The 26,116-nt window shown below is 41.2% G+C and carries 19 protein-coding genes; 2 read left to right on the top strand and 17 right to left on the bottom strand.

Annotation, left to right across the window (positions count from 1 at the left end; translation table 11 throughout):
- Positions 1-18: 18 nt before the first annotated feature.
- From K6V26_RS22555 to K6V26_RS22490, 14 genes are all read right to left on the bottom strand, one after another.
- The gene (locus K6V26_RS22555; protein WP_224263928.1) at positions 19-606 is read right to left on the bottom strand and encodes a hypothetical protein; all 588 of its coding nucleotides are present in this window, start codon (positions 604-606) and stop codon (positions 19-21) included.
- A 4-nt stretch (positions 607-610) separates the two neighbouring features.
- Entirely contained in the window at positions 611-3,154 is a 2,544-nt protein-coding gene (locus tag K6V26_RS22550) for a GH116 family glycosyl-hydrolase (RefSeq protein ID WP_224263927.1), read from the bottom strand.
- A gap of 65 nt (positions 3,155-3,219) precedes the next feature.
- Positions 3,220-4,851: a RagB/SusD family nutrient uptake outer membrane protein gene (locus tag K6V26_RS22545; RefSeq protein ID WP_224263926.1), complete on the bottom strand. Its 1,632-nt coding sequence runs from the start codon at positions 4,849-4,851 to the stop codon at positions 3,220-3,222.
- Between the two features lie 6 nt (positions 4,852-4,857).
- A complete protein-coding gene (locus K6V26_RS22540) occupies positions 4,858-8,082 on the bottom strand; it encodes a SusC/RagA family TonB-linked outer membrane protein (protein WP_224263925.1) in 3,225 nt (1,074 codons plus the stop codon).
- 258 nt (positions 8,083-8,340) lie between these two features.
- Positions 8,341-9,318 (bottom strand): FecR family protein, encoded by a 978-nt coding sequence (locus K6V26_RS22535; protein ID WP_010801196.1) that lies wholly within the window; start codon positions 9,316-9,318, stop codon positions 8,341-8,343.
- 75 nt (positions 9,319-9,393) lie between these two features.
- Positions 9,394-9,972, bottom strand: coding sequence for an RNA polymerase sigma-70 factor (locus K6V26_RS22530; RefSeq protein ID WP_010801197.1), 579 nt, complete (start codon positions 9,970-9,972; stop codon positions 9,394-9,396).
- Positions 9,973-10,752: 780 nt separating this feature from the next.
- Positions 10,753-10,947, bottom strand: coding sequence for a hypothetical protein (locus tag K6V26_RS22525; RefSeq protein ID WP_224263924.1), 195 nt, complete (start codon positions 10,945-10,947; stop codon positions 10,753-10,755).
- Positions 10,948-11,031: 84 nt separating this feature from the next.
- Positions 11,032-11,937, bottom strand: coding sequence for a sugar phosphate isomerase/epimerase family protein (locus tag K6V26_RS22520; protein WP_224263923.1), 906 nt, complete (start codon positions 11,935-11,937; stop codon positions 11,032-11,034).
- A gap of 18 nt (positions 11,938-11,955) precedes the next feature.
- Entirely contained in the window at positions 11,956-12,324 is a 369-nt protein-coding gene (locus K6V26_RS22515; protein ID WP_010801201.1) for a DUF5018-related domain-containing protein, read from the bottom strand.
- A gap of 29 nt (positions 12,325-12,353) precedes the next feature.
- On the bottom strand, positions 12,354-13,973 hold the full coding sequence (locus tag K6V26_RS22510) for a RagB/SusD family nutrient uptake outer membrane protein (RefSeq protein WP_046145847.1): 1,620 nt from the start codon (positions 13,971-13,973) through the stop codon (positions 12,354-12,356).
- A gap of 18 nt (positions 13,974-13,991) precedes the next feature.
- A complete protein-coding gene (locus K6V26_RS22505; protein ID WP_195436952.1) occupies positions 13,992-17,444 on the bottom strand; it encodes a TonB-dependent receptor in 3,453 nt (1,150 codons plus the stop codon).
- Between the two features lie 148 nt (positions 17,445-17,592).
- Positions 17,593-18,543, bottom strand: coding sequence for a FecR domain-containing protein (locus K6V26_RS22500; protein WP_046145845.1), 951 nt, complete (start codon positions 18,541-18,543; stop codon positions 17,593-17,595).
- A gap of 85 nt (positions 18,544-18,628) precedes the next feature.
- Complete coding sequence (locus K6V26_RS22495; RefSeq protein WP_207214391.1) at positions 18,629-19,189, bottom strand: RNA polymerase sigma-70 factor; 561 nt, start codon at positions 19,187-19,189, stop codon at positions 18,629-18,631.
- 623 nt (positions 19,190-19,812) lie between these two features.
- The gene (locus K6V26_RS22490; RefSeq protein ID WP_224263921.1) at positions 19,813-20,772 is read right to left on the bottom strand and encodes a fimbrillin family protein; all 960 of its coding nucleotides are present in this window, start codon (positions 20,770-20,772) and stop codon (positions 19,813-19,815) included.
- A 204-nt stretch (positions 20,773-20,976) separates the two neighbouring features.
- Between K6V26_RS22490 and K6V26_RS22485 the strand changes: the two genes are divergently transcribed.
- Together K6V26_RS22485 and K6V26_RS22480 are read left to right on the top strand one after the other, a co-directional pair.
- Positions 20,977-22,101 (top strand): AraC family transcriptional regulator, encoded by a 1,125-nt coding sequence (locus tag K6V26_RS22485; RefSeq protein ID WP_010801207.1) that lies wholly within the window; start codon positions 20,977-20,979, stop codon positions 22,099-22,101.
- Positions 22,102-22,290: 189 nt separating this feature from the next.
- On the top strand, positions 22,291-23,430 hold the full coding sequence (locus K6V26_RS22480) for an acyltransferase (protein WP_044245301.1): 1,140 nt from the start codon (positions 22,291-22,293) through the stop codon (positions 23,428-23,430).
- Positions 23,431-23,714: 284 nt separating this feature from the next.
- Here K6V26_RS22480 and K6V26_RS22475 read toward each other — a convergent pair whose 3' ends face one another.
- The 3 genes from K6V26_RS22475 to K6V26_RS22465 form a co-directional block, all read right to left on the bottom strand.
- On the bottom strand, positions 23,715-24,374 hold the full coding sequence (locus K6V26_RS22475) for an ATP-binding cassette domain-containing protein (RefSeq protein WP_010801209.1): 660 nt from the start codon (positions 24,372-24,374) through the stop codon (positions 23,715-23,717).
- Entirely contained in the window at positions 24,353-24,700 is a 348-nt protein-coding gene (locus K6V26_RS22470) for a hypothetical protein (protein ID WP_046145841.1), read from the bottom strand. Before K6V26_RS22470 ends, K6V26_RS22475 begins: the two co-directional genes overlap by 22 nt.
- Positions 24,701-24,834: 134 nt before the next feature.
- On the bottom strand, positions 24,835-25,884 hold the full coding sequence (locus K6V26_RS22465) for a hypothetical protein (protein ID WP_224263919.1): 1,050 nt from the start codon (positions 25,882-25,884) through the stop codon (positions 24,835-24,837).
- Positions 25,885-26,116: the final 232 nt, after the last annotated feature.

Raw genomic sequence — 26,116 nt, 5'->3', positions numbered from 1 at the left:
AGGCATCCCTCGATCTGTTTATAGTTGATTTGTTCCGGTATTTGCGATTCGTTCGTTGAGTATCGTTTGTTTGTCGCTGTCCCAGTACTTACAATCGAGTTCGAAGAAGGTGGAAGTATAGGGTTTTGTCAGTTTTGTTTTGATGATGACTACTTCAAACAGATTGCTGATGCTATCCAGCCGGGCTATCAGGTCATCATGCCTGATGCTCGTTATTTCAGTTGCCGGAAGGACATTCCCCATCTCTGTTTTCAGATCATTTATCCCCGGGCAAAAACCTTCTTCCAGAAAAGATAGTTCTTCGTCCTGATAGATATGGGCATACACATGCAAAGAGTTATCCACCATCTTTTTTACTGTGCCCAAAACTTCCGTATAAGGCTCGTTTGCATATAAAGTGGTGATACCTTCCTTGGTTTGTAACGGATAAGCCATATCTGTGATAACAATCCAGTTACGGTGTCCCAACAGAGGGAGTTTGTCTTGCAGGACGGTTTGCCAGCTTGTTTTGTGTTGGGAGTGGTGGTTGGTTGCTTCTTTTTGGATACACCCTCCACTCAGGAACAAACAAGCGAGTAAGTAGTAGATAATGTTTGATTTACCCATGACTTTATCGTTTTATGACTTGTTTGTCGCCTTCTTTCAGGTCAAAATGCTTTAACCGCATTTCTTTTTCGTTACCGACGGTAAGGGATTTCAATTGGAGAGAACCGCTTATTACTTCGATTGTAATATCCTTGTCGCTGACGTCGATAGTTCCCCATGAATAGCCATTACTCCAAAAATAATTTCCCGGGCGTGCCGTAATTTTCATACTTTTATCAATGCCTGAATACTGAAAGTCACTAAGTGCAATAATAGCAGACCAGCTTGCCATGGATCGGGCGTAATGATGACCGCATTCCGGCTCGCTGAATGGATTACGTTTTGCTCCATCATGGCGGTCACGGATGGACCGGATACAGGTGAGTGCTTCTTTTTCCATTCCTTCGTAAATCATACCTACGGCTGCACAGTATTCAAATCCTGTCATTACCTCAGCAAAATAAGGAAACGGTACTTCCAGACGGCCTTTTGGCCAGGATGCCATAAGTAGCCCGGATTCATTGCCCATCACATATGAACGCATATTGTTAAAATGACGGCTGAAATTTGATACGTAGTTGTATTTCATGATGCTGTTCATGGTGGTCTGAATATGATCTTTGTTTCCGAGATAACCCAGCCCGCATAAATGTGACATGTATTGGCCGACTAACTGGTCTACCAGACAACCGGGGCCTAGCTGGAAAGATGGAATTTTTACATTCGGATTATTCATATCGAGGTATTCAAATGTCTCCGGATCGGTTATTTTGTGTTCATAATATTCGCCGTTGAACAAATTTTTGTCCATCCAGTTACTGCCTTGTTCAAACAACGTTTGGCACTTTTGAGCGAAGCCTTTATCTTTCATAGCTATAGCCATTTTTTCTGCTGCTTTCAGTGCTCCCATATACCAGAAACCCATTTGAGGATTAGGACCAAAGTAATTCACGTCCATAGTGTTGTGTTGAGAACCCTCCATTACGCCATCCTGGTTGCCATCCCAACCCTTTTCAGTCCAGGCGTAAGAAAGTACTTTTTTGATCTGTTCCCAGTTATTTTTCAAGAAATCAGTGTCTCCGGAAAGTTGCCATTCGCGGTATATCTTCATGATACAGCCCATTTGCCCGTCGGCTGCGGCACTGTTTCCTTTATTTGCTTCATTTAGTGGGAGAGAGGCCCTGAAGTTCATCAAGCCGTTTTCTTTAGTTGCGTAATTGAACTCTACGTCACGCATTGTTTTTGCCAGTTCTCCGAATAGATAAGGAGTAGCTGTTTCATAGTTCCAGACATGCGTACAGGAACCGGCGCAAGAACCGAAACGGTCCATTACGCCTTCCCAACCCATCATATGACCGCTGGGTAAACGGAATACGGTTTGCGATCGTAAGGTTGCCAGGTTGAATAATGCTGCTTCTTTTACAACATCCGGATAAGAAGTATTGAGTAAGGCGTTTACGAAAGATAAGGTTTTTTTCTCCAGTCCGGGAATTTGCGGAATGATTGTTTCTGCCGCTTTCCAGGCATCTGTATATTGACGGCTGTAATAATTTCCGACAACTGTGGAGGACCAGGCTTTCCGGTTTGGAAAATTCCAGGTGATATAGAATGTGAATGTTTCCGTGCTTTGCGGTTTTACTGTTTTTTTTACGGAGAGTGAGGCCATCGGGTCTTCATCTTCCTGTTTGTTTCGCTCGGTTAGCATACCGTCGGCACTGAAATCATCCCAGAAGTTCAGAATACCGTTATTCCAGTTGTCGGATTTTGATGAAGTACGGTAGCTTACGCCACTGGTTGCCTGTGTCGTGAGAGCGACTGTTCCCCAGGCAGGATCATTTTTATCCACTCCGTCTGAATAGAGATAGATTCCTTTTATTCCTTTGTTTTCAACGTATTTGTTTTTATTGTCTTTTACACCGGTTGGGATATAGTCTCCTTTCCAGTCGGTACGGAATTTGCTTCCGTCTTTCCCTATAAAATTGCGCATGGAGCCACAAATAGCAATTTCCATCGGTTGACTGGTTATATTGGTCACTTCATAGGAAAGTACGGCAACAGGTAATCCGCTTGCTTCTGCATCCCCCGGAATAAGCGGGTTGAATCCTTTTATCGTGACTTTTACCGGCAGGTCTTTATCTGATAAATGTACTTGTCCGAACGGATAAGCAGCATCAAATGAAGCCTGTGCAAAGCGAGGTAAGCCATGATGATTTACCGGACGACCTTCATAATGGAGATATTCCTGAGGGTATAAAGGACCGGCCAGTAGAGTGGTGGTGGCTTCCTGATTTTGTGGCTTCGCATAGATTGCGAAGAACGGGGCATTGTTTCCGGTTGTTACCGTACTGTATTTCTTGGCAGGTACATTCATGATCTCCCAATCCCGGAGTTCTCCGCGACCACCCAGCGATACCGTTCCGGTTCCGATGCCTCCTAATGGAAGTGCAATCTGGTAAAGGTGTTCCTGATCGTAGTTTTTCAGTACCGGCCATTCTTGTGGCTTCCATTCCTGAGATACAATGGCTCCGGAAACGAGTGTACAAATTGTTAGTAATATTAATTTGTTCATATTTTAAAGTTAGTATAAAAAGCCGATCCGAATAAAGTCTGATCGGCTTTTCCTTGTTAATATAATTACCAATTCGGATTTTGTCCTAAGTTAGGATTCTTATCTCTTGCTGACTGAGGAATCGGCCACAGGTAATGTTTACTTGCATCAAAAGTACGGTTTTGTCCCAGAAATTGTTCTACGGTATAGTCTCCAATAGGAGCCTTTTCATCCTTATTGATACCGTACCCTGGTTCGTTTAGAACTTTTTCTGCTGTTTTCCAACGGAGAATATCAAAGTAACGTTTATGTTCTGCTACGAATTCGTGTCGTCTTTCTTCCCGGATCTTCTCTCTCATAGCTACTTGATTTCCTGTCAGCTGATCTACTCCTGGCAAACCAGCTCGTTCGCGCACCTGATTGACAGCCCATGCTATCTGTGGGTTTCCCGGATCATATTCATTTAACGCTTCTGCATAGATCAAGAGGACTTCTGCATACCGGTACAGGCTGAAATTAGTCCAGGAGGCATCGGGTTTCACCAGTTCCTGATCATTGTATTTCAGATACATATATCCTGTAATACCGCCTCCTTCATGATTTATTCTCTCGTTTTTATTGTAAGCCGGATGTGGCATATAAGGTTCGTATGAACCGTTCGGACGCAAGCATTCATAACCAGGCAGGAAGAATGTTTTCTTCAGTCGGGCATCTCGGTTTTCCCACGGGTTGTTCATGTCATATAAATCCGATTCAAAAATGGTTTTACCGTCTGTCATTTCGTAAGAATCGACCAACTGGCGGGTCGGACAGAAACTTGCCCATCCTTGTCCGGTAATTCCGGTTCCGGCCGGAGATGCTAAAATCGGTAACATGTGAGTGATTTCATCTTCCTTATATTGGTAAGCCAAAATAACTTCCTTATTGTTATTATTTGCTGCTGATTTAAAAATGCTTGCAAAATCATCTTCCAAACTGTACAGGTTCATGTCGATCACTTTCTTTGCAGATTGGGCGGCTTCTTTCCATAACTCTGTGCCGTCCTGGTTGTGATGGAATTTTGCGTAACTAGCCATATCCAGGTACATATCGGCTTTCAATGCCAGAGCTGCTCCTTTGGTTATGCGTCCGATATCATCACCGGAATAGGTTTCCGGCAGATATTCGATTGCTTTATTAATGTTTTCCAATGCGTAGTCGAGTACCTCCTGTTTAGGCGAACGTGGCAATGCTGCTTCATCCAGGTCTATCGGCTTTTCTTTGATTAGCGGAATGTCGCCGAAGTGACGTGTCATACGATAATAGCGTAATGCCAGGATAAACCGTGCTTCCCCTTCGAAACGTTTCTTTTTGCTCTCATCGATGTTCATACCTTCCAACCGTTCCAGGAAATAAAGGACTCTGCGGATATGGTCGTATTTCCATTCCTCGGAAAGGTAACCGGTAGCTGCGTTATGTGATCCCTGACAGATATATCCCAGCCCGCTTTCGCCCCAGGCATTGGTCATTAATGAGTTATCACTTTGGCAATCTCTCCAGAAATCACGGGAGTTGGGTAACAATGGGTATAATGCGTTTACACCTGCCAATGCATCAGCCTCTGTTTGCCAGAATGTGTTTTCTGAGGCTTGGGAAAGAGGATCCCGGTCCAAAAAGTCCGAACAACTGCCGAATGTAAGGGCAGAAGCCAATATCAATGCTATACTATATTGTTTCATAACTTATTAAAATTGAAGATTAAAACCAAATGAGAATGTTCTTGCCAGCGGATACCATCCACCTTCCGGGTCGAAACCGTCATAACCTGTGATCGTAGCTAAATTCTGGCCGGACAGATATACTCTCAAATATTTAATATTAACACGTTCCAACACACTTTGGGGGACAGTATAACCGACCTGTACGTTTTGAATTTTCAGGTAATCGGCTGTACGTAACCAGAAACTATTATATCGTGAATCATAATCATTGGATGTGTTTGTCAGTGTCAATCGTGGATAAGAGGCATCCGGATTACTTTCGCTCCATGCATCCAGGTGCATAGGGCGTGCATTGTCTGTCAGATAGAAAGCCCATCCTTCGTATCCTTGCAGATACTTTTTCGTATTCAGTTTTCCATACATATTCAGGGAGAAATCGAAATCTTTGTATCCGAAAGACAGGTTCATACCGAAGTTCAGAGGGATTTTCCGGTTCAGCACTACGCGGTCTTCCCCGTCGATAATGTTATCGCCGTTTTGATCTTTATATTTGATATTACCGGGTAGAACATTTCCCTGGTTCGGAGAATTGGCAATCTCTTCTTCGCTCTGGAACAGGCCGATCGCTTCGTAACCGAACGGTAGCTGATAACGGTCGTTCAGATAGGTTACCGTATTATTTTCAATCCATCTTTCAGAATCTCCCATTTCCAGCACCTTGTTTTTGGAATAACTGAGGTTGACGTCGATGCCCCAATGGAAATCACCGTTCCCATCTTGATAACCTGCCATGATATCCATACCTTGATTCTTCATTTTCAGCAAGTTTGAGTAAGGAGCATTTAAGCCGAATTCGCTTGGAACGGGTGGTCTGTACAGGATGTTATCTCTCATGTTTATAAAATAGTCGGCAGACAATTTGATCCGTTGGTCAAACAATCCGAAATCCAAACCGATATTGGTATATTTGGATTCTTCCCATGTGATGTTCTGGTTGACGGCGATGTTATTGTATGCACCCCCTACCAGTTTATCATTGAAGGCATAAATCTTTGGATCATAAGATAATATCTGAGCTGTCGGATAGTAACCTACTTTTTCGGCATCTCCCAGGACACCCCATGATGCTCTTATTTTCAATTCGGATAGCCAATTGTTCGTTTCGATCATAAATGATTCACGGTGCAAATTCCAACCAGCCGAGAAAGACGGGAATACACCCCAGCGGTGATTTTTGGCAAAACGGGAAGAACCGTCCGCACGTAAACTAGCTTCGAATAAATACTTTCCTTGATAATCATAATTTAATCGACCGAACCAGGATTGAACCGCTACGTCATTGGCGTATTCGTTTCCGTTACCGTCTGCACTACCATTTTGTTTATTGCTGCTACCGGTGTTCAATACGTCCACATTGTCGAACGGCATGTTATCCCGGGAAGCCCAGAAACCGTCGGATTTATAATATTCCTGCGAGTAACCGGCTAACACTTTAAAGTTATGATCGGATGCAATTTTAAAAGAATAGTCGGTTGTAAACTGCAACTGTGTACGGAAATTGTATGTATTCGTTTCTTTTAGAGAAGATACCCGGTTTTCCGTTTTTGCGATATTGCCTTCTTCATCGTATAAGTAATATGTACTTACACGATTTTTGGTAGTCGTATTATGGGAATAAGTAGCTATATTTCCTTTAATATTCCAGTCTTTCAGAGGAGAATAGGTCACATCGAAGATCGCCATCATTTCTTTATGCCTTTCTTTGGAATAGCCGGATTCGTTTACTCCCGCAATCGGGTTGCCTCCCATTGCCCCACCGGCAGCGTATGAACCGTCGGAATTCCTGATCGGAGTGATCGGAGAGATTCGGGCAGCCTGTGATTGCCATCCTGTAGTACCTCCGTTCGGGTTTTTGATATTTGTCTGTGTATATTGCAGACTGGCATGTGCTTCCAGGTTCTTCAATATCTGAAAACGCATATCCGGTTTGAATATCAGACGATTGTAATTATTATTCGGTAAGTTTCCATCCTGATAGTCGTTGGATATGGAGAAACGGTAAGCAATCGATCTCTCTTTACCTGACAACGCCAGATGCGTATTATTGATAATGGTATTTTTCTTATAAATTTCTTTGTACCATTTATTATCTACATACTTACCGGCTCTCAGGTCCTGGATGCCCTGTTCTCCGTAAATAGCATCCTTTCCATCGTTGATCATTGCCTGGTCGTATAGACGCATGAAATCTTCTGATCCGACAAAGTCCAGCTTAAACTGTGGATTTTGTATACCGATATTACTGGAGAACTCCACAGTCGGACGCTCTGTTGCTTTGGCCGTTTTGGTAGTCACCAAAACAACACCATTGGCAGCACGTGAACCGTAGATAGCAGCAGAAGCAGCATCTTTCAACACGGATACACTTTCTATATCATTGGGGTTCAATGTATAGATATTACCCGGCATGCCGTCTATCAGGACCAAAACACCTGAACTGTTACCAATAGTGGAGGTACCACGTATGTTGATACTTGCACCGGAACCGGCTGCACCGCTTCCTTTCGATACGACCATACCCGGTACCGAACCGGCCAGCAATTCCTGTACGTTGGTAACAGGACGGGATTTAAGGACCTCATCTGTTTTAACGGTACCGATTGATCCGGTCAGGTTCACTTTCTTTTGTGTACCGAACCCGACCACAACCACCTCGTCGATAGCCTGGGTATCCTCCTTCAGAATGATTTTCAAACTGGTTTGTTTTCCGGCTTTGATTTCTTGTGAAGTATAACCGATGTATGAAATAACGATAATATCATTATCAGATATATTTTCCAGGCTGAAATTGCCATCTACATCTGTGATCGTCCCGTTCGTAGTACCTTTGACAGATACATTTGCACCGATCACAGGCTCTCCGTTATTGTCTTTAACCGTACCTGTAATTTTCCTGTTTAACTGTTGGTTATCATTAACGGCATCGGAATGATTCTTTTTAGATAACAAAATGTATTTGTTGGTAAATTCGTAACTGATATCTGTACCTTCGAAAGCGTCTTTCAGGTATGAGATCACTTTTCCTGATTTCTCCTGAACACGTATTGTCCGTTCCGTATCAATTTCCCGGTTGCGAAATACTACCAGATAGTCTGTTTGTTTCTCTATTTGATTGATGAGTTGCCCGATGGATATTACATTTGTTTCCAGTTTCATAATGGCATTCTGTGCTTCTGTATTTGTTGCCATCAGTTGAAAAATACAGACGAATAGCATAAATAGCGATACTCTCATGATTCTAAAATATTCTTTAAAGTGTTGATCATGTACAATAAAGAGTGGTAACAAAGTTTTTATTTTCATATCTTTGCTAATAATTAAGTGAATACTAAAAATTTTTGACTTGATGTGTTTACTTGATTGTCAACGGCGGATGTTACAGCATCTGCCGTTTTTGCTTTTAAAAGTGTTTCTTCATAGGCATACTAATTTTAAAGATTATACATGTTATCTGCTTAATGTGAAGATATTCTTTTCTTCATCTTTGCGGATTTTGAATTTGTGTATTTTCTGTATCATGTGTAAAATTTGATCGATGCCATCACGTTGACGGAATTTCCCGGTGTATTCCCAGTTGTATATGGATTGATCTTTTACAATGATCTTTACGTCATAATAGAGTTCGAGTTTCTTCAATATGTCGATAAGCGGTTCGTTGATAAAGCTATATATCCCGTCTCTCCATAAGAAATAATCTGCATGGGGCAGGGAGCCTATTTTCATTTGGTTTCCCTTTATTGTCACTTGTTCATCCGGTTTGAGGATAACTCCTTTGGATTCGGCATGAGGAAAATATACTTTTAACCCTCCTTCAAGCAGGCTTGTTTGAATTGTCTCTTTCCCCGGATAACTGTGGACATTGAATTTTGTGCCCAGGACCTTCATTTCTACTCCCTGTGAAGATACGATAAACGGTTTTTCCGGGTTTTTAGCGACATCGAAAAAGGCTTCACCTTCCACGGTTACTCGTCTTTCTTTTCCAGAGAATAAAGCCGGATAAGTTAATTTTGTTTGTGAATTCAGCCAGACTTCAGTTCCATCCTGCAAAGTCAGTTTTACACGTTGACCGGCCGGTACATACAGGGTATTCTCAATGTCCGCTACAGACTGTTGTATATCATAGTGACTGGTGGTAAACCAGTAGGTAGACAAAACCAGTAATGTGATGGCTGCTGCATAACTGGCAGTATGTAATATGATTTTGCGTATCTTTTTTGTTCGGATGATTTTGTTGAACAGTATATATCCCTGTCTGTTTTCCTCTTTATTATCAGACTGGTCGGAAAGAGTTAGCAGGGCATGCATGTTTTTATATTCAATGAATTGTTTTTTCAACTCACTGTTAGTTTCCACCTGTCTTAAAAACTGCAGTCTTTCTGTAGTATTAAGTTCTCCCTGGAAATATTTTATTATTTGTTCATTCATAATTTTGTCCTTGTATATAGTAAACACCTAAGCATGAAAAATCCGCTAAACGGGAAAATATTTTTTTCTGATTTCTTAAAGACAAAGAATAAATAGTAGTATCGGAAAGTAATCTTTAAGTTCGATTCTGAGTTTTTTATAAGCAATGCCCATTTGAGTTTCAATGGTGTTAATAGAGATATTCAATTCCTGGGCTATTTCTTTTTGTTTTTTACCTTCGATTTTACTCATAATGAATATTGTCCGGCATTTTTCAGAAAGGGTGTCTAATGCACGGGAAATAATTTTTTCTATATCCTGGTCAGAAAAAAGGTTATTATCGAATGCTTCTAATGAATCTAAATTCATTCGTAGGGAAATGGTGTATTCTTCCTGTAGTTTACTGGCTGTTTCTTGTACGACTAATTTGTGACGAAGATGATTTAGGCATTTGTTTTTTATGGTAGTGAATAAATAGGCAATGAGATTCATATGCATATTGAGCATTTCTTTGTTTTCCCAAAGTTCAACGAAGACATCCTGCACAATATTTTCGGCATCTTCCTCTGAGATAACGTATTCTTTGGCAAAATACTTCATCTTTGAGAAATATGAGAGATAGATGTCTTCAAATCTGGTCTCTTCTCTTTGCTCAGGGAATGCCTTTATTTTCATAGGTTAATAACTTTGTTCTAGAAGAACTACTATGTTTATTCAAATGCAAATATAAGTTATTTATGAGATAAGTACCTAATTATGTGGAACAATTCATTTAGTTCCTCAAATTGTATAAAAAGGATGTTTACGTTGTAAGTATGAGTATGTATCTTAATAATCAGTGTGTTGATTTTGTAATAATGATATAGTTCTTCTAGAACTAAGTCAGTTTTAGTATTTCAAAAGCTTTTCCTTCCTTTTTGTTGAATAAAGAAAACCTGTTTCCAGAGTCAATTTGTTTGAATATTGACCTGATGCGTTGCCCATCCAGATTTCGATAGTTCTGAGAAGCTGTTTTGATTTCATTGTTTTGCTTCATTTATAGAAAAAGGTGAAACCTTCAGAGAAAAAGCTTACGTTTTTTTCAGAATGGGTAGGCAGCCATTTCAAATAAGTGCCGCAGTGATTTTTCATAACCGCGGCAACTACTGCAAATGACTGTAGTTGGTATCTAAAATGGCTCCTACAAGCGAGATCCATATATTTATCTTTCAGCCTTCAGTTATTTCAAGGTGTTGATTTATAAAGTGTTATCCTGAAATGATAATAAAACGTGTCATTGAGGTAAAATATGTACTGTAGCGTCCTGAATTTAGTTGTCAGATTGTATTTCTGCCAACTATTTTCATCCTTCAGGATTATGATCTGATTATCAAAGGGAGGAAGCTCCTGAAAGCTGAAACGTGTATAATGAATAGATAGTTATGTATGTGACGTTACATAGTTATCTATATGCAATTACATAGTGACTAAAATCCAGCCTATAGGGAAACAACTGCTACCTTCAAGGGAATAAGCAGGCAGGATATAGAGAAGCGGCAGCTGCCCTTTAGGGAAAAAACAGGTACATTTCCGGGGAATAAAGTCTGCTTGACCAGGGGGCACCGCCACTTTCATACCAGTTTCTAACAAATAAAGCAATAAGTTATTCATAAACGGCAGTATAAAAAAACTCCGGCTCATACTTTTGTTATAATAAGTATGAACCGGAAAATGTGTGGATTGGAAAAGTAGTCGTTATTTATTCATGTTTACGTAATCCTGTTTCAACTTTTTCCATCTGTCTCCTAAACTTTGAATCGTGACAATATTAGGTTTTTTACCTTTGCCGGCCTCGTAAATAAAAGGGCCTTCATAGCCTGATTCTACTAAAGCTGAGAGTAACTCTGTCCAGTCAATAACTCCTTCTCCTGGTAACCAATGTCGTTCGTTTTTACGGTCGTAGTCAGACATGTGGGTATTTTGGATCTTTCCTTTTGTATTTTTCACAAAAGTGACCTGGGGTTCAATTAACAGGTGATTCACATCGAAGCATATTGCTGTATTATCAATGCCGTTAATGATCTCCAGTAACTCGGTGGATGTATTTCCCAGGCATGTTCTGGGAAGATTTTCAACCAATAAAGGAATATTCAGTTCCTTTGCTTTAGCAGCCAGTTCTTGTAGAGACTTCTTACTGGCTACTATCCTTGTTGCACGTTCCTCATTGGAAATAGGCTCTGCACTGGGATGAATGACAAACTTTTCAGGTGCAACGATTTTTGCACTTAATATCATATCATTCATATTCAGTTCTACCGCTCTTTGTCTTAAAGTATTGTTCGTTTGCGAAATATCGTAAGGACCGCCAAATGGCAAATGAACAGACCATATCACAATTCCGGCCTTATCTGCCCGATTTTTGACTTTTATGGCCCAGTCTTCCATCTCCTCCTGCGTTTTTTTAGCAGAATAAGGCCAGTCTATTTCCAGATACGGCAGATCGTTTTTGGCGAGTGCATCCATCTCTTCCTGCGTCATTTCAATAAATACGTCATCGTTGGCCGAACCCGCTTTCCAGTAGTCTAGTGGAGATGACTTTTTTTGACTGCAGCTCATCGTGAGAAAGGCTGTGGCAGCTATTATCAAATGTATCTTTTTCATTGTTTATCAGAATATTAATCAGTTGAGAATAATTGTCCATTGTTGGGAGCGTGTACCGCTGGCAGAAGTGACGGTAAACGTCTTCGTCTTTGAAGACCAGTCACTGTATCCATCTAATGCCGGTGAAATGTTAGCTCCTGAAGAAAGCCCGCAAGTGAGGAAAATACTGGATAGATCCGTTCCTGTTTTCACAGAAATGGTTACAGTTCCTTTCTCTGTATCGATAATCGGATTTTCTGAGATGATATTTCCTTTGTTTCTATCATAAGCATTCACTAATAATATTTCTGTTTTATCGAAGTTAGGTGCATCCGGAATTTCTGTTTTTTCGCATGCGGAAAGGACAAAACAGGTTATAATGGCTATTATATATTTTAATTTGTTCATAATGATACATATTTATGTTAGACAATTGCTTAGTAACCAGTATTTTGTTTGATGGCACTCACTCTGATAATCTCCTCATAAGGAATAGGATGGAGATAAAGGCGATCGTCCCAACTTCTGGTGTCGACTGTCTCAACAGTAAATTCAGTTGGTGAAACGAATTTGAGTCCATGAAGTTTACCTTGTGTCTGTGCACCGATTCTCCATCGGCGAACATCGTAGAATCGATGATCCTCAAAGGCAAGTTCCAGACGGCGTTCTTTCCGGATCAGCTGACGGAGTTTTTCCTGATTTGTTTCTGTATAGGCAGGTAACCCGACGCGTGCCCGAATTTCGTTTACGGCTTTTAAGGCACCTTGTATGTCATTAGTCTCTACACGGGCTTCTGCTTCATTCAAAATAACTTCGGCGTAACGGATCATGATCCAGTTCGTACTATGATCTTTGCCCGAAGCACCTGCATATGGATAATTATAATTGTCATAATCGATCCATTTCCATACGTTATAACCGGTTTGTGAAGCATCGCCTTTGTCGGGGGTATCCATTAAGTAATGATCTACCGTAACGGGGCCTTTATCTCCTTTGAAAAATATTTCCGATCCGTGGAAGACTATATTAGCGTAAAATCTTGGTTCTCGGTTTTCATATATTTTGGAGGTATTGACATCAAACACTTCTCCGTTATCTTTTTGTGAGAATGCGGGAGCAGGTGTTCCGTCTTTCAATTCAAACTCGTCTACCAAATCCTGTGTCGGTCCGATGCCGCCCCAACCTCTGTCTCCATAGGGATTATTTATATAGCAAACCAGATTGAAAACCATCATATTATTATATACGTCCGGGCTTTTGAATTGTAGGTCGAATATGATTTCCTTATTATCCTTATTCGTTATCCACCAGATGGAACGATAATCTTCGGGTGTTGTGCCGGGTATCAATTCATAATCCAGTTGTCTGACAGCTTCGCAACTCTTAATGGCATCGGCATATCGTTTGTCATATAGTTCTGCTCTCGATTTTAAAGCCAGGGCTGCACCTTTAGTTGCTCTTCCCTTGTCTTTGCCGCTCCACGTGTTCGGAAGTAGTTCGATCGCTTTATTCAGGTCGGCAATGATAAAGTCATAACTTTCTTTTTCTGAGCTACGTGGAATTTCCCAGTTATCTTCCATCGTAAGTACTTTATCAAGAAGTACTACTCCGCCATACCGTTTAACAAGGTCGAAGTAAAACATGGCCCGCAGGAAATGGACTTGTCCTGTCAATACATTTTTTTCATCTTCTTCAATACTAGACTCTCCTATTCTTTCGAGAAAACGGTTACACTTACGGATTTTCTCGTAGTGATCGTTCCAGATGTTATCGTTCGGATCGGTGGCACTCACCAGATTATAATTAAACAAGTAAGTACTGGCACGAAACTTATCTCTTTGAGCCGAAACGGAGTTGTCTGTTCTGTTTTCTTGCTCCAGACGTGTGTCCAAATAGATTATTGAATATAGATTATTTACATAATAATCGACTAATATCGGGTCTGCCCAGAATGCATCATCTCCAATCTCATCCAAAGGAGTTTTATCCAATATGCTGTTACAGCCATACGACAGGAATGCCAGCAGGAATAAAAGTGATAATTTTATATTTTTCATACTGTGGTAATTTTATTATTAGAAGGTAATATTTACTCCAAGTGTATAATTCTTCATCTGAGGATATGCCGAACCATCCATACCGGCATCTGTTGCGTTGTCGGTACGTAACTCAGGGTCCATGTATTTGATGGCAGAGATTGTAAACAGGTTCTGTGCACTGGCAAACAGTCTCAATCCCTGGATCATAGCTACATTCTTCAGGAGATACTTTTTGAAGTCATATCCTATTTCAATGTTTTTCAGGCGCAGGTAAGAACCGTCTCGTTGCCAGAAAGATGAAGTATAGTTGTTATTGGGATTGCCGCCATAATACAGGCGTGGAAACTCTGCATCTCTATTCTCCGGTGTCCAGGTATTGTTTATATGATGTTCGAACAACGTACTACCTTTACCTTCTGAATAGGGATGTGCCAGAAATCCGGTGTAACCATAAGTTGTAAGCCCTGCTCCCTGAAAGAATAACTGGATATCAAAACCTTTGTATTCACCGTTCAGATTTAGACCGAATACCAGTTCGGGGAATTTGCTTCTTCCGATAGCCACCTTATCTTCTGCATCAATAATACCATCACCGTTCTGGTCTTTGTATTTGATATCTCCTGCTTTTGCTTTACCGAATTGTGGTTGCGGAGAGTTATCTGCTTCTTCGTCGGACTGGAATAATCCTAAAGCCTCATAACCGAATTGCTGGTTCATCGGACGTCCTGTTATTCTTGTGTTAGGGTTATTTTTCTGTCCGGCGGGTTCCAGCAGGTCTATAACCTTATTTCTGGCCCATGTCAGGTTTCCTGTTACCGAGTAATTGAATTCGCCTACCGTATTTCGGTGAGAAAGATTCATGTCAATCCCGCGGTTATCAACCGTACCTACATTGGCTGCCGGTAGTTTGTAGCCTAAGATTCCCGGCATATCAGTACGTTCACGTAAGATGTCGCGGGTAATTTTATAGAAATAGTCGGCTTCCAATGTCAGTTTACTGTTGAAGAAGGAAGCATCCACACCCACATTGAACATTTCTGAAGTTTCCCAGGTAATGTTGGGGTTCGGGAATCTGTTTTCCGTATATCCTATGGCAATTTCGGGCGACTGACCGCCGAACACAGCATTATCTCCGGTTCCATAAGCAGACATATATCTGAATCGCCCGATATTGTCTGTGCCGGCTTTACCCCACGATGTTCTTATCTTCAGGTTGTTGACAATGTGTTCTACCGGTTCCATAAAAGGTTCCGATGATATTCTCCAGGCTGCAGATACGGATGGGAAGAAACCATATCGTTTGGCTTTAGGAAATTTCTCTGAACCGTCTATACGTCCGTTTGCTTCGAGCATATACTTTTCTTTATAGTTATAGGTCAGACGGAACACGGATCCAACTTTTGCATCTTCCTTGGCCTTGCCGCTGTTGTCTTTATCTTTGTCGGGTCCCGCAAATAGTTGATGGATAGATGATATTTGATATTTATACCGGGCAGCCCAGAAGTCATCTCCCTGTCCCTGTGATGTCGTGAATACGAATAAGGCACCTAACTGGTGATCTTTTGCAATCGTTTTGTTATAACTGGCTTGTGCCTCAAAGGTATAAGACTGGTTTTGTTCAAATGATTCTTTCAGGTCGGCTCCTTCTTTGTTAGGCGAGCTACCGTCGTATTCACCCAGTATCTTGTTCCAGATATAGAAATTGACGGGGCTTGTCCATGTTTTTGTTTTGTCGAAGTCCTTGTCGTAGGCGAAGATACCTTTTACATTTAATCCTTCTACACCGGGTATTTTTAAGTCAAGAACAAAGCGTGTGTTCAGGATGCTTTTCCTGTCATGGCTATAACCGCCGTCTGTAACCAATCCGATCGGGTTGTATCCTAACGACACCTTTCCCAGTTTGCCGTCAGGGAACCGCCCCGGGTCTGTCTGTGGATTACGATACATATTAGAGAAGATAAAAGAGGTACTTTCTGCAATTGTATTTCTATCTTCCTGTCTGTATGCCATGTCTGCCGATAAGGTAAGCCATTTGTCAATGATATTGGCGTCTATATTGGCACGGATATTATAACGTTTGAAATCAGTAGAAGGTGTATTAGTACGTGTATCTCCATATAGGGCGTCCTGATTTACAAAACCGAATCCTACGAAATATTTTACGCTCGAATTTCCACCGCTGGCTGTCAGGCTGTGTTGTTGTTGCCATGCTCTGGGCAGCAGGACTTCTTTGGTCCAGTTGGTGTTCGGGTATCCGTAAGGATCTGAGCCGTCTCTGAACTTTTGCAATTCGTCTTCCGTATATACACCATACATACCCGGATCATTGCCCATGCTCATTTCTTTGTTGCGCCATGCATCATTCATAAGGCGTGCATGATCGTAAGAACTGGCTATTTTCGGCATGCGCGTCGGGACTCCAAAGCCACCTTTGAAGCTATAATTGACAGATGTTTTTCCGGTATTCCCGCGTTTGGTGGTAATCAGGATAACCCCGTTGGCTCCGCGTGCACCGTAAGGAGCAACAGCAGATGCATCTTTCAGGACCGTCATACTTTCTATCTCGCTGGGGTCGAGCTGACTCATGCTACGTCCGACTATTCCGTCCACAACGATCAGCGGATCTGACGACGTAGGAGAACTTGAACCGCGGATAATGATTTTAGGATTCTCATAACCCGCTTCACCACTACTTTGTTGTACCAGCAAACCACTGACACGTCCGCCCAGCGAAGATGATAAGTTGGTAGAAGGCAATGACTCCAGGCTCTTCACCTTTACAGTAGAAGCGGATGCTGTTACCGTCTGCTTTTTCTGGACACCGTATCCTACTACTACGACCTCTTCGATCTTTTGCGTATCCTCAAGCAGTTTGATCGAAAAAGAACTCTTATTTCCTACAGCTATTTCTTGGGTAAGATAACCGATATATGATATCTGCAATAAAGAGTTTTCAGGTATGCTTAAAGAGAAGTTACCATCTACATCGGTAATTGTTCCGATAGTGGTTCCTTTTACAGATACGTTTGCTCCGATAATTGCTTCACCGTTCTCGTCGGTAATTATGCCGTTAACTGTTTTTTCTTTTTGCTGTGAAGCCTGAACCTCTGCTTTTGATTCTTTCTTCATCAGCATAATGTTGCTGCCCTCCATTGCATAGACGATATCGGTATTACCGAACGTCTTGTTTAGGATCTCTGCTACCGTTTTGTTGTCTGCATTGATCGTTACTGTTTGATTCAGGTCAACTTCATTTTTATTATATACAAACAGATACTCTGTCTGTTTCTCTATTTCCCGGATAAGATCTTTTGTAGAGATACTATTGGCAACAATGGAAACTCTCGCAGTCTGTGAGGAGGCTTCCGTTGCAAATAGTCCGGAAACAAATACAAAGAGGCACATAAAGGCTAGTTTCATAATACGAAATATGTGTTTAAATTGTGGTTTAAGCGGGACAAAAGAGCCCCTGTACAAAATATTTTTCATACTTTTGTAAACTGTGTTAGTTAATACTTAGATATTTAAGGAAAGAAGTCGGGTATTGACTTACTCTTGGCCGGAAAGTGTTGGAGCACTTTCCGGTTTTTGTTTGTTCATGTCTTTTATCTCATAGGCTAACTGTTTTTGTGATTAATTATTTAATGATTATCAGATTCAAGTCATTGTCTTTCGTATAGGTAAACTTATTCTTTAATTGAAGAACTTTCAATACATGCTCTACACCGTCTTTGGTACGGAATTTTCCAGAGTAACGGTTCCTGAGCAATTCCTTGTTTTGTACATCAATCTTTACATCATAGTATAATTCAAGTTTTTCTATCATTTTTCCTACAGGTTCATCATAGAAGCATATTAGTCCTTCTTTCCATAAGAAATAAGTGTCGTGTTCTATTATTCCTTTTTTCAGCTTACCGTTTTCTATATAAGTACGGGTGTTGGGCTCCAACCTGACGGTGGTGTGGGTGTCTGACGACGAAACTTCGACAGAGCCTTTTAGCAAAGAAGTTTCAAAGTTAGAAGAAGCGGAATATGCTGTGACATTGAATTCTGTTCCTAATACCCTGATATCATATTTCTCGGTTTTTACGGTAAAAGGCTTTTCTGCATCTTTAGCAACATCGAAATAACCTTCTCCGTCCAATATGACGTTGCGGCTGTCGGCTGTAAATCTGTCGGGGAAACTAAAAGTAGTCTTTGCATTTAGCCAGACCTTTGTTCCGTCTGTCAGTGTCAGCTCGGCCCGTTGTCCAGGCGGAACAAAAATTGTTTGCATATTAGCCGGGTCTGTTGTTTCCTCATTTATAATAAATGAGTACACGACGGTAAAAGCGATGATGAAAATGGCAGCTATTTTAGATAATTCAATGGCTATAGTCCGTAATGTCCATTGTTTCTTGTCTGTCGCTTTGTTTTCCTGAATAGTGGAATTCGCTTCCTGCTGCCAGATAGATATATCATATAGTTTACGCAGGGCAAGAAACTCTTTCATGTTTTTCTTGTCGGTATCCAACCAGCGGGCAACCTCTTCTTTTTCTTCCGGAGTTGCATCACCTGCGATATATTTATTTAATAATTCCTGGTTCATTCCTTTACTTTTGTGGGGATGTGTTTCATGCCCCGTTATTATTAAAACGATTCATTGAGTGATAACCCTAGTGGAGTATGAGAAATTATTGAAAAAAAAAGTAGAAATAGAAGAGCGGCAGGTAATCCTTCAGATTTTCACGCAGAGGCTTTAAAGCCTTTGTGATATGATACTCAACGCCTTTAACTGTAAGTTGGAGTTCTTCGGCTATTTCTTTATTTGTTTTGTTTTCGAAGCGGCTCATTTCAAAGACACGCCGGGTCTGTTCTGGCAGAAGAGCTAAAGTTGCTGTGACAATCTGCTGCACTTCGGTAGAGAATATGTCTTCGGGATTACATGCTTCCAACGTAGAGATGCGGATATCCAGTTCCCTTTGTCTCATATCCGTCAAGGTGCGAAGTGCTTCTGTTTTGACAGCTTCATGTTTCAGGTGGTCGAGCGATTTGTTTTTTAATGTTGTCAATAGCAAGGCTTCAATATGTTCTATCTCCTTTTCCTTCAATATTTCCCATAATTTAATCAGGACGTCCGATACAATATCTTCGGCGATACATTCGTCATGTACATAGGATTTAGTGAACAGAAAGGATTTTCTGTAGAATTTAGTATATAAAGTGTAGAAGTTATGTATTTCAGTCCCGATCATTTATTTCCGTTGTATTCACAATAGTCATTGGAAAACAAAAGTAGGGAAAATATGGAAAATATAATTCTATTTGATGAAATAATACGTATTGAATTTTTGAGGAAAAGAAAATAGTAGCATAATGAAACCGGCCCCGGCAAGGTTTATAGTCAAATAAAAGAGTGTTGTCGGCGATAAGTTGAGAGGGAATATGTGTCCTGTTGAGTGCAGGACGCGGCATTCGGGGCCGGCTTCATTACTACTATTTTAGTATTAATTAAATGTATACGTAACTCTCACGAGTTAGTTCGTTCAATCATTTTAGGAAAGGACCGGCCGCTGCCGTATCCCGGATGGTTGTTTCGGTGTAGTGGCCGGTGGCAAGAAGCATGGAACAACTTGCCACGGCGTTTACACTTATAGAATCCTGTCGGAAGGTTGTTTTTTAGGCCTCTTAACCGGATGTCGGGGTTGTGAGGGAGACTGCTTTCCTTCCTTGGCGGTAACTGTATTTCTTCTTGCAATGCCGGACTGTCTGCTCTATCAGACGAATCGTCCGTACATCCGGGCACCAGTGCATCGGCATCGCAACAAAATACAGTTACCCAGTGATTCTAAACCATAACCAAAACATAAAATAAAACTTACATAATGCTGCTTGTAGCATCTTCACCGTTACCCTGTATCCAGTCGGTAACGGATACCTCTTTCAATGTAAGAGCCTCTCCGCTGAGAGTTAATTTGTAGAGGTATTTATGTCCTTTTTCCCACATCGTCTGTGCAGGCATCTTGTACTTATATGAATTCCCGTTGATTGTGAAAAGAGCTTCGATGTCTCCTTCCGCTATGGGGGCCGTTGTCGGAATCACCCTGATCTGTTGGGTTTTGCAATATTCCTTACCTAATGTAACCGGTTCCGGCAAATTCAGACGGGTCGAGGTGCTGCAACCGGCTATTTTAGTGATTCGTCCGTTTCTGATGTCCATCATGCCTTTGCATATCAGGGCGCTTCCTCCGGCTTTATTTCCTATCTCTATGGCACTTAGCTGATAACTTTCATTTTCACCTTCCGGCAGATTCACCTGGAAAGAAATGAGTGACAGCGCATGTTCCATATTCAGCAAGACCACCGGGGAGATGCTGTTTACTATTTTTTGGCCGAGAGCGTGTGTGCCATACATATAGTCGCGGGTTTGAGTGGCATCGGGCGACAGCTTCACAGGAATGCTTGCTGTTCCGAGCTTCATCTGCGACTGATATGGATAATAGGCATACACGGTGGCCGGGTCAAAATTAAGTGTGACTTCCGGCGTTTGCCGCCAGGAGATTTTATTACTAATTAAATTTGCTTCTGCTTTTACATTTATATAATCACTATCCTCGTCATAAAGTCCGCCGTCGCTTTCGCGTGTAATCAGCAGTCCTATTTCCGAACCTTCTTTGAATTCCTGCACGAAATTCGCCGATTTAGTAGTTAAAATACGTGTAATAATTTTTAATGGCTTTTCTTTCGCGCTAATACTCTCAATGGCTGAGAAATTGCTCTCGTGCGAACAACCAGCCAAACCCGAAATCAGTGTAATTAATAGTAATAAATTTCTCATACTTTTATGCTATTTTTGTATCAAATTTCATATTGCAAATATCCGGCAGTTTGAGGAAAGAGAGGGATCATACGGTATAAAACCACGATGAAATGGTATAAAAACGCATGGTGCAAATAATCCAGGGGCGTCAAATTGTCTAAATAGAGTGCAAATCAACTAATTGAGGGACCAAATTGTTTATACTAAAACGAGGGGAAGAATATGCTGGACAAAATACAGTTTTTATTGAGTATGCAAATAATAGGCCTGTGCGTATTAGGAGGCATTATGATGCTATTGAGGTCATTTGGTAACCGAGCACGACTTATTTTGGCATGGAGTATGATTATGTGGGCTTTGATGGCTGTAATCAGAATTTCCGTTAATTCTTATGTGGATGAAGCAAAGGAAGCGTTCCATCCCGACGTTCTTATTGCAAGCTGTTTTGTGACAGCCTGCCTTGCTAGTTATGTGATTGAAAAGCTACGTCCCGGTTTCCTTACTTTAAGGCGTTTTTCGGTTTTTCTTTCGCCTGTTATAGTAGGTGGTTTATCGTATCTTACTTATCGTTTATCGGGTGGGGAGATTCATGTTTTTTATTCGATAAAAGATGTTTTTACGCATTTTAATCTGGATGTATTTCTGCGGCTATTGGTCTTGGCGCTTACTCTTTTTTATATGATTGTGCCGATATATCTGGTTATAAAATATGCCGATGAATATACAGCTTATTTAAGTGAAAATGTGTCGGACCCTGAAAACTATGACCTAGAGTGGTTGAGGCGGACAATGATCGTGTTGTCTATCCTGTATTTCCTTTATGTTATTTTGTTGCTGACCGACCGGACGATTCTTTATGTCGTTATTAAGTCTGTTATGCTGGTAGTATGGTTTTATTTCTTCTATAAGGCTTTATTCCTTAAAAATATCCGGCTTGAGCATTCCTTTAAGAACGGGTGGGATCTTCCTTCGAATGATGAGGAAGAGGATGATGATGACGAGGAACAGCGGGGTGCCCTTTTCAAACGTTATGCAGAAGAGGTGAATACTTGGTTCGAGCGGGAGAAACCTTATCTGAATGATGACCTCCGGTTAACTGATCTTCAACGGGTGTTCCCTATCAGTCGTTCTTATCTTTCGCAATTGTTTAATAAGGAATTGGGAATGTCGTTCTCCGATTATGTAAACCAGTTCCGGGTGGAGGAGAGTAAGCGCCTGATGGATGCCGAGCCGCTTGCCAGTATCCAGGAGATTGCCGAACGTTCCGGTTTTCATTCCATGAGTACATTCCGCCGTGCCTTTATTAAGCAGACAGGGATTGTTCCTTCCGAGTACAAGAGGGGATAGGTTGTATTTCGGTTTTACTATATAACGGTCTGAGATATGTATCATATATTATGATATTATAGTCGCATATATTATGAAAATGTTGTATCATAATATATGATATTTTGTTATCATAATATATGAAATAAATATGTTGTAGTGTACGGAACTATTTTCTACTTTTACGTCCTATTAAAAAATACGTTTACTATGAATAACACAACTACTACTGCCCGTCCGCATATTGTCTGGCTGGACGCACTTCGCTTCGTTGCTATCCTGATGGTGATTGCCTGCCATTGTACGGACCCTTTTAATGCCTCTCCGGAGTCGCGTGCCAATCCTGATTTCAATTTCTGGGGATCGGCTTATGGATCAATGCTGAGGGCCTGTGTGCCTCTGTTTGTGATGATGACAGGTTTCTTGTTGCTTCCGGTGAAGCAGGAGGCTTCGGTCTTTTATAAGAAACGTATTCCGCGTGTCTTTTTTCCTTTCCTGATCTGGTCAGTGCTGTTTAATCTGGCTCCATGGTTTATCCAATGGGTAGGAGGGAGTCCGGAACTGGTGACAGACTTTTTTCCTTACGCACCCAATCCTTCAGCTTCTTTGGCCGACGGGTTGAAAGATGTCGCTATGATACCGCTCAATTTTACCGTTTACGCAACGCCGATGTGGTATATTTATGCTTTAATCGGATTGTATCTTTATATGCCTGTCTTTTCTGCCTGGGTGGAAAAAGCATCCGAAAAGGGTAAACGCTGGTTCTTATATATTTGGGGAGCTTCGTTGTTTATTCCTTATCTGATGGAGTTTGTTTCTCATTATCTTTTCGGAACTTGTTCATGGAATGCTTACGGCCTGTTCTATTATTTTGCCGGTTTTAACGGGTATTTATTGCTCGGGCATTATTTAGGGAAAGGAAATGACTGGTCGGTCGGCAAAACACTGGCTGTTGTTGTTCCTTTGTTCCTGATTGGCTATCTGGCCACTTTCATTGGGTTCAGATATATGACATCGGACCCGAATGTGAGTGAGGAAGGCATGGAACTGTTTTTTACTTATTGTTCTCCGAATGCGATGCTGATGACGGCGGCCATATTCCTTCTGATGCAGAAGGTCCGTATTACTTCTCCTTTGATTTGCCGGGCGTTGGCTAATCTGACGAAACTGGGGTTCGGCGTTTATTGCGTACATTATTTCTTTGTAGGGCCTTCTTATTTACTGACGCTTTGGCTGGGTATTCCTATTCCGGCAATCGTTCCGGTATCGGCTGTCTTTACGCTGGCAGCGACCTGGCTGTTTGTCTATTTATTGAGCAAACTGCCTTACTCCAAATACATTATCGGGTAAGGCGCTTCAACGCTCCGGCCGGTCTTTTGTGCAAATGATGTTAAAAGCCGGTCCGGGAAGTATATCGTATCTATATAACCACTACTTTTGTGTTGTAAAACATATTTATAGAATATGTTTAGGCAAAGAGATCGTTTTAAATAATTAGTATTGCGCTATGAAAAAGTTAGCAAGAAAGTGTCTCAGCTACCTGGAAGTTTTGGGTAGATATGCGATGCAAAAGTATGGAATAGAATAAAATGAAGTTTTTCAGTGTTGGGGATATCCGGAAGGGTGTCCCTTTTTTATGGCTGATAATAGCCATAAGGTATTAACTCTTCTCTGTTTTTTATCTCTTTCAGGTAACAATCGTCGAGCAGAGTGATTCGGTTCGCTATTTTGTGTACTTCCCTGAAATTGTGGTCTGTCAGAATGATTCCGTGGTTTTGGGCGCTTTCGGTCATCAGTTTGCGTATCTGTTCGGCAACAACGGGCGAGACGCCGCTGAAAGGTTCGTCCAGCAGGATATAAGGGGCCGGACTGAAAAGGGTGGTTTTGATTTCCAGGTAACGTTGTTCTCCGGTTGATATTTCACAGATACGGGAGGTCCGGATGCGAAATAGTATTGGGTCTGCGAAAAAGCGTTTCCTGTCTTCCGGAGCGATACAAAGTTCTGCTATCCGTGACACTTTCAGATGTGAGGGAAAGGAGGGATGCTGTGGCAGATAGGCAAGCAGTCCGGAGCGGAAAGCCGGCCCTTTTATGACTTTTCCGTCGATGCGGATAAACTTCCGGTCGGCTTTCAAGGTGCCGAAGATGATATTCAGCAAGGTTGATTTGCCTGTCCCGTTTCGTCCGAAAAGGGCAATAATATCTCCCCGGCAACATTTCAGGTAAACATCTGCCAGTATGGTCCGTTCGCCGAACGATTTAAGTATGCTGTCTATTTCAAGGCCTGTGTACATAGCTCGATGATTTGATTCAGTAGATTACAGCAGATGAACATGACGATAAACGTAACGATCCAGAGTTGATACTTGCCGATTCCCTGATTATAATAGAAAAAATATTCTTCTTTGCGTGTCAGTTCCTTGTAGATATAGTCGAATCCCAGTCCGACCGTAGGGATGAGTTGTAGCCATAGTCTGATAGAGTCGATCATGCTAACATAGAATCGAAGTGCGCTAAAAGAGGCAAACAGAAAACCGATCAGGACACTGAATTTTAATGTACTGAGGAAGAATGTCCGGTAAAACCGGTATTGTGTTTTCCATCTTTGCAGGCTATCCATAATCGATCGGTTTTAAGAGGATAACTGATTTTCCGCTAAGATATTCAAATCCGGGGGAATTGAGGTGGGATTCTTTTTAATAAAGTATAAAAGGGGATGAATAAGATCTTTTAATTCACACCTCAATGTAGGTTTCATTGTCTGTTTGGTTCCGCATAAACCACATAATTGGAATATCCTGTATTATCATCCAGCAGCAATAAAACAATATTGACACGTTCTGTCACCCAAATGGCAACAGGGTAAGCACTAGGATATACCTTTTGTTCGGAGAACAGTTCGTCATACAGTTGCCACATCTTATCTCTATTATCTTCATATGTGGGGACTGAATAGAGTTTGCAGAAATAGTCGTAAAGTTGGTAGCTTTGAGTCATGTTGCCGTTAAAAACCCTTACTTCGGCATATGGGACAGTGCCGCAAAGGCCGTATGTGGTCATCAAATTAGGACTACTTTTAAGTACATCTGCATAAGTACTCCATGCTGATGAGTTTTTAGTAATGTCTTTCCAGTTGTATTCCAGAAAATCCTTCTCATCGGTAATGGTGACGGCGAGTTGATGACGGAAGATAACCTTGTTGTCTTTCCATGCAGTCAGGTTAGTCTTATATTCACCGGGATACTTGAAACAGTGCCCCCATTCCAAAGTCAGACGGTTACCTACCCCTTCGTGTTCAAACACTCTGAAACTGTTGTTTATCTCATCTACTGTCCAAACAATAGAATCGCATACAACAGAAAGACTATTAGAATTAATTGACTTCGAATCTTCATTATAGAGATAAAAATTCATCGTATCGAAAATGTTCCCTTTCGATTGTTTTATGGCAAGACGGGGCATCGGGTATTCTGTCACTTTCACCTTTATTGTGGCTGATTCTCCCGTTTCATGGTCGGTGACGACAAGATCTGTTTCACCTTTCTGTTTACCCTTAATTTCTATTTTAGCCTTATAGTCGTCAAGCTCCCAAATATAAGCGGCATCAATAAGCTCCGGGTTTTCAACATTCAACGTAGTGTTTTCATGAGCAGTCAGATCAATGGAAATACTGTATCCCTGTATTACTTCGCACGAGTTTTGAGAAAGCTCCAAATAGTATTCCTGTTTATCATCTTCACTACAACTTGTAAAACCCATTGTGAACAGGAACAAAAGCATTCCAAATAGACTTTTTATTTTCATATATTTCTTGTTATATATTTTTATATTCTGCCAAAGATACGAAAAGTATTCACTAATCTCCGCTTTTTGTTTAATAGCCAATAAGATTCATGATTTTTCAAGCCTTTTCTCCTTTATCTCTGTGGCAAAGAGAATAAATCTTTCTTTTTTCAAATAAATATTCCCTCTTACTTTACGAAATCTGTGGATTGTTTCGAAAGCAGGAGGGAATAAAATATGCGGATAGGCTATG

It is taken from the genome of Parabacteroides goldsteinii, assembly GCF_020091425.1.
Taxonomy (GTDB): Bacteria; Bacteroidota; Bacteroidia; order Bacteroidales; family Tannerellaceae; genus Parabacteroides; species Parabacteroides goldsteinii.
Note: the sequence above shows the minus strand (reverse complement) of the source record. Positions and strands in the feature narration are given on the sequence as shown.

Bases quoted from the DNA above. Each gene is read 5' to 3' on its own strand.
- K6V26_RS22555 (WP_224263928.1), bottom strand. From the start codon at position 606: ATGGGTAAATCAAACATTATCTACTACTTACTCGCTTGTTTGTTCCTG.
- K6V26_RS22550 (WP_224263927.1), bottom strand. From the start codon at position 3,154: ATGAACAAATTAATATTACTAACAATTTGTACACTCGTTTCCGGAGCC.
- K6V26_RS22545 (WP_224263926.1), bottom strand. From the start codon at position 4,851: ATGAAACAATATAGTATAGCATTGATATTGGCTTCTGCCCTTACATTC.
- K6V26_RS22540 (WP_224263925.1), bottom strand. From the start codon at position 8,082: ATGGCAACAAATACAGAAGCACAGAATGCCATTATGAAACTGGAAACA.
- K6V26_RS22535 (WP_010801196.1), bottom strand. From the start codon at position 9,318: ATGAATGAACAAATAATAAAATATTTCCAGGGAGAACTTAATACTACA.
- K6V26_RS22530 (WP_010801197.1), bottom strand. From the start codon at position 9,972: ATGAAAATAAAGGCATTCCCTGAGCAAAGAGAAGAGACCAGATTTGAA.
- K6V26_RS22525 (WP_224263924.1), bottom strand. From the start codon at position 10,947: ATGAATAACTTATTGCTTTATTTGTTAGAAACTGGTATGAAAGTGGCG.
- K6V26_RS22520 (WP_224263923.1), bottom strand. From the start codon at position 11,937: ATGAAAAAGATACATTTGATAATAGCTGCCACAGCCTTTCTCACGATG.
- K6V26_RS22515 (WP_010801201.1), bottom strand. From the start codon at position 12,324: ATGAACAAATTAAAATATATAATAGCCATTATAACCTGTTTTGTCCTT.
- K6V26_RS22510 (WP_046145847.1), bottom strand. From the start codon at position 13,973: ATGAAAAATATAAAATTATCACTTTTATTCCTGCTGGCATTCCTGTCG.
- K6V26_RS22505 (WP_195436952.1), bottom strand. From the start codon at position 17,444: ATGAAAAATATTTTGTACAGGGGCTCTTTTGTCCCGCTTAAACCACAA.
- K6V26_RS22500 (WP_046145845.1), bottom strand. From the start codon at position 18,543: ATGAACCAGGAATTATTAAATAAATATATCGCAGGTGATGCAACTCCG.
- K6V26_RS22495 (WP_207214391.1), bottom strand. From the start codon at position 19,189: ATGATCGGGACTGAAATACATAACTTCTACACTTTATATACTAAATTC.
- K6V26_RS22490 (WP_224263921.1), bottom strand. From the start codon at position 20,772: ATGAGAAATTTATTACTATTAATTACACTGATTTCGGGTTTGGCTGGT.
- K6V26_RS22485 (WP_010801207.1), top strand. From the start codon at position 20,977: ATGCTGGACAAAATACAGTTTTTATTGAGTATGCAAATAATAGGCCTG.
- K6V26_RS22480 (WP_044245301.1), top strand. From the start codon at position 22,291: ATGAATAACACAACTACTACTGCCCGTCCGCATATTGTCTGGCTGGAC.
- K6V26_RS22475 (WP_010801209.1), bottom strand. From the start codon at position 24,374: ATGTACACAGGCCTTGAAATAGACAGCATACTTAAATCGTTCGGCGAA.
- K6V26_RS22470 (WP_046145841.1), bottom strand. From the start codon at position 24,700: ATGGATAGCCTGCAAAGATGGAAAACACAATACCGGTTTTACCGGACA.
- K6V26_RS22465 (WP_224263919.1), bottom strand. From the start codon at position 25,884: ATGAAAATAAAAAGTCTATTTGGAATGCTTTTGTTCCTGTTCACAATG.